8 protein-coding genes are annotated in these 8,539 nt (G+C 66.8%); 2 read left to right on the plus strand and 6 right to left on the minus strand.

Going from position 1 to position 8,539, the window contains the following annotated elements; all coding sequences use genetic code 11:
- Positions 1–11: 11 nt before the first annotated feature.
- Both AC3WTD_RS17330 and AC3WTD_RS17335 read left to right on the plus strand, forming a co-directional pair.
- Complete coding sequence (locus AC3WTD_RS17330) at positions 12–1,265, plus strand: Fic family protein (protein ID WP_492614541.1); 1,254 nt, start codon at positions 12–14, stop codon at positions 1,263–1,265.
- 160 nt (positions 1,266–1,425) lie between these two features.
- On the plus strand, positions 1,426–1,974 hold the full coding sequence (locus AC3WTD_RS17335; protein ID WP_027493186.1) for a DUF6933 domain-containing protein: 549 nt from the start codon (positions 1,426–1,428) through the stop codon (positions 1,972–1,974).
- A 39-nt stretch (positions 1,975–2,013) separates the two neighbouring features.
- Here AC3WTD_RS17335 and AC3WTD_RS17340 read toward each other — a convergent pair whose 3' ends face one another.
- From AC3WTD_RS17340 to AC3WTD_RS17365, 6 genes are all read right to left on the minus strand, one after another.
- Entirely contained in the window at positions 2,014–3,105 is a 1,092-nt protein-coding gene (locus AC3WTD_RS17340; protein ID WP_051257599.1) for a GGDEF domain-containing protein, read from the minus strand.
- Positions 3,106–3,347: 242 nt separating this feature from the next.
- On the minus strand, positions 3,348–4,547 hold the full coding sequence (gene metK / locus AC3WTD_RS17345) for a methionine adenosyltransferase (protein ID WP_492614542.1): 1,200 nt from the start codon (positions 4,545–4,547) through the stop codon (positions 3,348–3,350).
- A gap of 175 nt (positions 4,548–4,722) precedes the next feature.
- On the minus strand, positions 4,723–5,556 hold the full coding sequence (locus AC3WTD_RS17350) for a methyltransferase domain-containing protein (RefSeq protein ID WP_027493184.1): 834 nt from the start codon (positions 5,554–5,556) through the stop codon (positions 4,723–4,725).
- 89 nt (positions 5,557–5,645) lie between these two features.
- A complete protein-coding gene (gene dusB, locus AC3WTD_RS17355; protein WP_492614543.1) occupies positions 5,646–6,632 on the minus strand; it encodes a tRNA dihydrouridine synthase DusB in 987 nt (328 codons plus the stop codon).
- A gap of 55 nt (positions 6,633–6,687) precedes the next feature.
- A complete protein-coding gene (locus tag AC3WTD_RS17360; protein ID WP_492614544.1) occupies positions 6,688–7,800 on the minus strand; it encodes a PepSY-associated TM helix domain-containing protein in 1,113 nt (370 codons plus the stop codon).
- On the minus strand, positions 7,797–8,411 hold the full coding sequence (locus tag AC3WTD_RS17365) for a TonB-dependent receptor plug domain-containing protein (protein WP_492614545.1): 615 nt from the start codon (positions 8,409–8,411) through the stop codon (positions 7,797–7,799). The genes AC3WTD_RS17360 and AC3WTD_RS17365 overlap by 4 nt, the downstream gene beginning before the upstream one ends.
- Positions 8,412–8,539 lie beyond the last annotated feature (128 nt).

Here is an 8,539-nt window from a genome sequence, read left to right on the forward strand (position 1 = left end):
GAATCTTTCCCATGGCAGCGGTTGTTTTTTTAGGAAAAATTTATTGCCATAATTTTCTCAAAAATCTACAGTGCCTGGATTGGGAAAACGGGGGCAGCGCCATGGAACGAAGAACCGGTGACTACGTGGCTGGCAGCCTCGCTGGCAGTCATTACAAGGCTTTCGTACCGAAGCCGCTGCCGCCAAAACCACCGTTGATGTTTGGTCCTGCTCTGGTTGCGCAGCTCGAGCGCGCCAACCAGGCGCTTGGTCGCTTGGATGGCATCACCCTGATGCTGCCCGACCCGGCGTTATTCCTGTATCAGTACGTGCGCAAGGAAGCCTTGCTGTCTTCGCAGATCGAGGGCACCCAATCCTCGCTGTCCGACTTGTTGCTGTACGAACTGGCCGAGATGCCGGGGGTGCCGATCGACGATGTGGAGGAGGTGTCCAACTACGTAGCTGCGCTCCAGCATGGCCTCAAGCGCCTGCGCGAAGATGACTTTCCACTGTCATTGCGGCTGATCCGCGAGATTCACGGCGTGCTGTTGCGTGGAGGTCGTGGCGCGACCAGGCATCCCGGTGAGCTTCGTATCGGCCAGAACTGGATCGGTGGCAAATCGCCTGCGCTGGCCGGTTTTGTGCCGCCACCGCCCGAGCGTCTGGCGGATTGCCTGAGCGAGCTGGAAGCCTTCCTGCACACCGACCGGAACGAGATGCCGGCCCTGATCAAGGCGGCGCTGGTTCATGTGCAGTTCGAGACGATCCATCCGTTCAACGATGGCAACGGTCGCGTCGGGCGTCTGCTGATCGCGCTGATCCTTTGCGCCGAAGGCGTGCTGCGCGAGCCTTCGCTTTACCTCAGCCTGTATTTCAAGACCCGACGCCAGCAGTACTACGCGCAATTCGACGTCGTGCGCAAGACCGGCGACTGGGAGGCGTGGCTGCTGTTTTTCCTCGAAGGCGTGGAATCCACTTCGCAGCAGGCCGTAGATACCGCCCAGCGCATCCTGGCACTGTTTGCGGAGGATCGTGAAAAAGTGCGCGGACTGGGTCGCCGCGCCGGCAACGCGCTGCAAGTGTTCGAACAGTTCATCCGACGTCCGATTCTTGATGCACCGACCATCCACAAGACACTGACCGTAGCCCCACCCACCGTGCGCTCGGCCATCGGTGCCCTGCAGGAGATGGGCCTGCTCAATGAAATCACCGGTCAGCAGCGCAACCGCATCTGGATTTACCAGAGTTACTACGCGCTGCTGAGCGAAGGCGCTACGCCGCTGTGACGAGCTCGCTGCCGCTTGCTTGATCCTAATATTCTGCAGAGACTGCCGCGTCACGCATTCTCGTCCAGCACTACCTCAACGACCTTACAGCGATGCGGCAGGCCACCCATGTGAGCGTCGAGACCCGGGCGGTCGTCGCAGCCATGCGCGAAGCCCCGCGGTGACTGCCTTCCGCTGCACCGCCAAACTGCTCAAGGCGATGAAGGAAGCGCCCGAGGCCGATCCGGCATCGGCCGGCAACCGGCTCGGCGAATGGACGGCCACGCTGGTGCGGGTGGGGCGCATCCAGTTAGTGCTGGCGGTGAGCGAGCCGACCCGTTTTGCGGTGGCGATCGACGCGGCTCCTTGTGCGACGGCACCGCAACGCTTTGCGGCCGCCCTGTTGGCGGCTCTGCTCGATCTGGAGATTCCCGCAGATCTCGCGGTGGCCAAGATCGAAGCCATGCTGCCGCTGCAGGTGGTCGCCAGCAACTCGCGCTCGGTGCTGGGCAGCCTGAACCAGTTCGCGTGGTGGGCCGATTGCGCCATCTGCAGTCGCGAGGCGACTTCGGCGCGCGAAGTACCCCTCGACCTGGCGCGCATGATCGTGCTGAAACCGAAGGGTATCGACTGGCCTGCCGATCGCGTTCGCGAGGCATTCGGCCTGCCGCCTGTCGGTCGGCGGGCGTCGCGCCATGACGTACCGGCACCGGGCAGTGCATGGCGCTGACGCGTTCTGGCTATGGGCCATGCCGGCGGTGGACCGGTATCAGCCCGACGACGCTGCTGCGAGGATCGCGTGCTCGGCGCGATTGCGCCCCTGCTGCTTGGCGGCGTACAGGGCCACGTCGGCGCGCTTGAGCAGGCTTTCGGCGGTGTCGCTGGGAGCGACGCTGGCCACGCCGCAGCTGATGGTGATGGCGTGCTCGCCGATCAGCGGTTGCGCAGCCACGTGGGTGCACAGGGCTTCGGCCTTGCGCAGGCCGTCGGCGGCATCGGTTTCCGGCAGGATCACGACGAACTCCTCGCCGCCCCAGCGCCCCAGCGTATCCACGTCGCGCAGCGCTTCTCCCGCGCGTGCCGCCAGCGCCACCAGTACATGGTCGCCGACCTTGTGGCCGAAGCGGTCGTTGATGCTCTTGAAGTGGTCGACGTCGATCATGATCAGCGCGAACGCGCGTCCGTAGCGGGCGAAGCGCACCAGCTCGAACTCGAGGATCTCCGCGAGCCGCCGCCGGTTGGGCAGGCAGGTGAGCACGTCGGTGTTGGCCAGCTGCCCCAGTTCGTCGACGGTGAGCTGCGCGATCTGCAGGCGCTGCTGGTAGCTGGAGAAAAAGTACAGCGCGGCCACCAGCACAGCGGACACGATGTGCAGCTGGATGGTGAAGTTGCCTTCCGGCCGCTCGGGGTGGTGGATCAGGTACGGCAGGCTGATCGCGAACAGCAGTACCTGGACCGACAGTGAGACGATCAGCCCGGTCCGGTGGCTGGTGAGCATGAAGGCCATGACGTAGATGATCGGAATCCACAGGTACAGCGGCCTGAGATCGATGGTGGCGCCTACCTCGGGAAAATACAGCTTGAGCACCATGCAGCCGGCGCAGATCACGGCGACGAAGACCAGGCAGGTGATGTCGATGACACGTTGCGACAGCAGGCGTCGGCGGACGATGGCAAACATCACCGGGTGGAAGACGATGTTGGCGCCCAGCACCGTGCGCAACGCGATCGACGACACGCCGCGCCACTCGAACAAGGCCCAGGCGATGAGCGTGCCGAGCCAGGCCAGGATCAGCGCCACCATCAGCGGGGTGCGCTTGGACTGCTCCGTGTCGGGCCGGATCGGGTCGTGTCGTTTCATGGACGTCTATCGGCCAGCCGCGGGTTCGGCGGAGCCTGGCTACGGATATCGGGTGTGCCCCTGCGGCGTGATGTCATGCGGCTGGGAATCCTGGAAGTCAGCGGCGTCAAGTCGTACGGCATCGCAAGGGCGGATGATCCGGGTGATCCCCCCCAAAGCATGCCCCTGACCAGCCTAAAACAAGACAGGCCGCCCGGAGGCGGCCTGTTTCGACGGGTGCGCGGCATGCGCGCGCAGCTGCCTTACTTCAGCTTCGCGTCCTTGCGCAGCGCCTCGGCGCGGTCGATCTTTTCCCATGAGAACGTGGTGTAGGACTTGCCGTTGGCGTCCTTGACCAGCTGCGGGGTGCGGCCGAAATGGCCGTAGCTGGCGGTCTGCTGGTACATCGGATGGATCAGGTCGAGCATCTGCAGGATGCCGTACGGACGCAGGTCGAAATGGTTGCGGATCAGCTTCTCGATTTTCTCGTCGCTGATCTTGCCGGTGCCGAAGGTGGTGACCGAGATCGAGGTGGGGTGCGCCACGCCGATCGCGTAGCTGACCTGCACCTCGCAGCGGTCGGCGATGCCGGCAGCCACGATGTTCTTGGCCACATAGCGCGCGGCGTAGGCGGCCGAGCGGTCCACCTTGGACGGATCCTTGCCCGAGAACGCGCCGCCGCCGTGACGGGCCCAGCCGCCGTAGGTGTCGACGATGATCTTGCGGCCGGTCAGGCCGCAGTCGCCCACCGGGCCGCCGATGACGAACTTGCCGGTCGGGTTGATGTGGATCTTGGTGCCCTTGTGCAGCAGCTTGGCCGGCAGCACGGGCTTGAGGATGGTCTCGCGCACCGCCTCGATCAGGTCCTTCTGCTTGACCGACGGGTCATGCTGGGTCGACAGCACCACGGCGTCGATGGCGGTGGCCACGCCCTGCTCGTAGCGCAGGGTGACCTGGCTCTTCGCGTCCGGGCGCAGCCATGGCAGCGGCGAATTCTTCCGCTTGCGGACTTTTGCCTGCTGCTCGACCAGGCGGTGCGAGTAGTAGATCGCCGCCGGCATGAAGTCCTTCGTCTCGTTGGTGGCGTAGCCGAACATCAGGCCCTGGTCGCCGGCGCCCTGGTCTTCCGGGTTCTTGCGGTCCACACCCTGGTTGATGTCCGGCGACTGCTTGCCGATCAGGTTGATCACGCCGCAGGTGGCGCCGTCGAAGCCGACGTCGCTGGAGTCGTAGCCGATGTCGACGATCACCTTGCGGGTCAGCGCCTCCAGGTCGATCCACGCGCCGGTGGTGATTTCGCCGGCGACGATCGCCACGCCGGTCTTGACCATGGTTTCGCAGGCGACGCGGGCGCGCGGGTCCTGCGCGATGATCGCGTCGAGCACGGCGTCGGAGATCTGGTCGGCGACCTTGTCCGGATGGCCTTCGGAGACCGATTCGGAGGTGAACAGGTAGTTGGACATCGCGGTTTATATCCCTTCGTGCGGATAGAAAGATAAAAGAAGTCGGGCATGATACATCGCCGCCCCCGGTTTTGCAGCTTGCGGCGATTCTGGCGGCTGTTGGGTTAGGCCCATGTTCAGTCGTTTGGACGGCTTTACGGCCTGCTGCGGCGCGGCGGGGCGGCCCGCGCATGACTCAGTAGGGGCTGGCGCGCGCCTGCACGAACGCGAAGAAGAACACCGCATCAGGATCGTTGCGGACCGCCTGCAGCTCCGTGCGCATGCCGGCGACCGTGGCGGCCTCGACCTTTCCGGCCAGCACCAGTTGTTCGGCCGCCGACAACAGCAGTTCTTCCCAAAATTCGATCATGTGCTTGCGGCGCGCGGGCTGGCGGTTGTCCAGATGGATGCTCTTCACCTCCGTCTGCACGTCGCGGTAGCCGCCGGCCAGCAGCAGGTTGCCCAGCTTGGCGCCGATGAACGGGTCGCCGCCGCTGTCGTACTGGTAATCGTTGAAGGCCATCCAGTAGCGCAGCAGGTTCGGCGAATAGGGGTCGAGGAAAAAGGAGGAGTTGAGCACCTCGGTGACGTAGACGGTGGCGCTGGGGCTGAGCACGCGGCGTACCTCGCTGAGTACGCGCGCCGGGCTGGGCATGTGCTCGAGCACCCAGCACAGGTAGGCCGCATCGAAACTGCGTTCGGCGAAGGGAAGGTCGGTGGCGTCGGCCTGCTGCAGGGTATAGCGCGTCGCGCACCAGGGGGTTTGGCCCAGGTTGTGGCTGGCGGCGGCAAGTTGGGCGGCGGAGCGGTCGATGCCGGTGACGTGCAGTTGTGGAAACCTTCGCAACAGGATCTCGGTCTGAGCGCCAACCCCGCAACCGACTTCCAGCAGGCGCGTCGCGTCGCTGTAGTCGATGTGGCTGAACAGGCTGGTTTCGAACATGTGCGCCTGCCGCACCAGCCGCGACTGCTCCTCCGCGGAAAAGCCGTGGATATAGGGGAATTCACCTGCGGTCGTGCTGCTGTTCATCGTCGATGTTCAAGGAGTCGCTGCTGCCGGCTACGGTACTCCTCCGCCATGGCCGCAGGGCGCGGTCGACGATTCTGCGGCGACCGCGTTCAGGCCGCCAGACGCGCCCCGTCCTGCAGCGCGGCGAAGTAGTCGCGGGTCAGGCACAACTGCTCGGTGGCGTTCTCGGCGCGGTTGACCACCTGGCGGAAGGCGGCGTTCTCGGCGCGGTCCTTCGCATACCAGCCGAGGTGCTTGCGCGCGATGCGCACGCCGGCCGGCTCGCCATAGAACGCGTAGAGCTGTTCGAGATGGCTAAGCAGGATCGCGGCGACCTCGGCCGGTTCCGGTTCGGGCAGCAGTTCGCCGGTGGCCAGGTAGTGGGCGATCTCGCGGAAGATCCACGGCCGCCCCTGCGCGCCACGGCCGATCATCACCGCGTCGGCGCCGGTGGCGTCGAGCACCTGCTTCGCCTGCTGTGGCGTGCACATGTCGCCGTTGGCCAGCACCGGCATGCGCACGGCCGCCTTCACCGCGGCGATGGTGGCGTACTCGGCCTCGCCTTCGTACCTGTCGGCGCGGGTGCGCCCGTGCACGGCCAGTGCGGCGATGCCGGCGTCCTCGGCGATGTGCGCGATGGCCAGCGCGTTGCGGTTCTGCCGATCCCAGCCGGTGCGGATCTTCAGCGTCACCGGCACGTCCACCGCATCCACCACCGCCTTCACGATGCGCGCCACCAGCGGCTCGTCCTGCAGCAAAGCCGAGCCCGACCACACGTTGCACACCTTCTTCGCCGGGCAGCCCATGTTGATGTCGATCAGCTGCGCGCCGTTGGCGACGTTGAAGCGCGCCGCCTCGGCCAGCATCGCCGGGTCGTAGCCGGCGATCTGCACGCTGACCGGCTCGGGTTCGCCGGCGTGGTCCATCCGCATGAGCGACTTGCGCGTGTGCCACAGCTTCGGGTCGGCGTTGGTCATCTCCGACACGGCCAGCCCCGCGCCCAGCCGCTTGCACAGCAGGCGGAACGGCTTGTCGGTGACGCCCGCCATTGGGGCGAGCACCAGCGGCGGGTCGATGCGGTAGGCGCCGATCTGCATCCAGCCATTGTAGCGGTGCCAGCTCTGGCGGCTCGTGCGCGATGAGCCGCGCCGTTCAGCCGCGCCGCCGCGTCCGTGCGCGCCAGAACAGGAAGCCGGTCGCCAGGAAGAACGGCGGCAGCACGCCGGCCACGGTCACGGTGAGCCGCCACGCCCGGCCGCCGACGCTGGCCGAGTGCAGCGGGTAGACCGCGTTGTTGATGCGTGTGCCGGGGCCGTCGGCGGTGGCGTCGTGGCTGCCCAGCACGGTGGCCGCGTAGGGGTCGAGCCAGATCGTGCTGCGCCCCACCGGGTGCCATTCGCCGGGAGCCTGCGCGCGGACTGCCAGCTGGCCGTTGCCGGCTGTCGGCAGCGTCACGCGATGCAGGGCGGCGCCGGGCAGGGCGCGCTCGGCGGCGGCCAGCGCGGCGGTCCAGTCGATCGGCGCATCGCGCCACGCGATCGGCGCCGGGGGCGATGGCGGCGGCGCTTCGGCGAATACCGCGCCCAGCAGCCGGCCGGTGCCTTTGCCGTAGACCATCAGCGTGCCGGTGAGGCTGAGCAGCAGGATCAGCGGCAGCGCGAGCACGCCGGTACTGCGGTGCCAGCTCAGCCAGCGCCGCGTGGATGGCTGCGCGTGCGGGCGCAGGCTGGCGGCGACGTGGCGTCGGCCCGGCCACCACAGCAGCGGCCCGGACGCGAGCAGACACAGCACCAGCCAGCCGAGCATGCCCAGTAGTTCCTTGCCGGTCTCGCCGCCCAGCAGGTGGGTGTGCCATTCAAGCAGCACCTGCAGCGCGTCGCCGCGCGGCGCGCGCGTCAGCAGCAGCTCGCCGCTGGCCGGGTCGAGGTAACGGCGCGCGCCGTCGCCGAAATACAGCTGCCAAACCGGCAGGCCGGGCAGCGGCAGGTCGGTCGCGCGCAGGTCCTGTGGCTGCCATTCCGTGGCGATGCGTGCGAGCACCGCCGCGCGTTGCGCCGCGTCGGGCAGGGCGTGTCCGGTGAGCTGTGGGTAAGCCATGCGCAGCCACGGCTGCTGCCAGGCGAGCAGGCTGCCGCTGAGCGCGATCAGCGCATACGCCATGCCGACGCTGAGGCCGAGCCACAGGTGCAGCCGCTGCAGCCACTGCCGCGTGCGTCCGCGCAGTCGCCAGGGCATCGGTCCGGCAGTGGCGGCGGGCCCGCTCAAGACGCTTGCTGCCAGGTGTGCGAAACCACGCGGCCGCGGCCGGCGAAGTACGGGTCGTCGTCGTCCAGCCCATGGCCGCCGCGGGTGGGCGCGCTGGTGCCGACGGTGACGTCCTGGCGCGCGCCGTCCCGTTTCGGTGCCCGCCTGGTGATGATGTTGATGAGGCCGCCGGCGGCGCCCAGGCCCTGCATCGTGTTGGAGCCCTCGACGATCTCGATCCGCTCGATCATCGCCGGGTCGATCGTGTAGGCGTCGCGCGAGCCGTTGCGCAGCGGGCTCGATTGCGGCACGCCGTCGACCATGTACGGAGGGTTGCGCCCGCGCAGGGTCTGCCCGCGCGAGCTGAGCTTCTGCGTCGAGGGGGCGAACGAGGGCAGCAGGTTGCCGATGGCGTCGGAGAGATCCGGGTTGATCGCCAGCTGCCGGCGCAGGTCCTCGGCGGTGATCACCGTGATCGTGGTCGGCATCGCGCCCTGGCTCTGCGGCGTGTGCAGCGTGCTTTCGGAAACCTCGACGCGCTTGAGTTCGACAGCGCCCTTCTGGTCGGCGGCATGGGCGACGCCCGCAAGAGTGAACGCAACCGATAAGGACGAGCGGGCGCAAAACGACATGGAGACCTCCAGCTGAGGAGGCGCATATTAAATGAAAATTATTCGCAATAAGGCTCATCGCGGAATCGTGTGAGCACCCACGGCGCCAAAGACTTGCGTAAAGCCCTTCTGGCAAGCCATTTTCAGCC

The organism is Rhodanobacter sp. FW106-PBR-R2A-1-15, assembly GCF_058789735.1.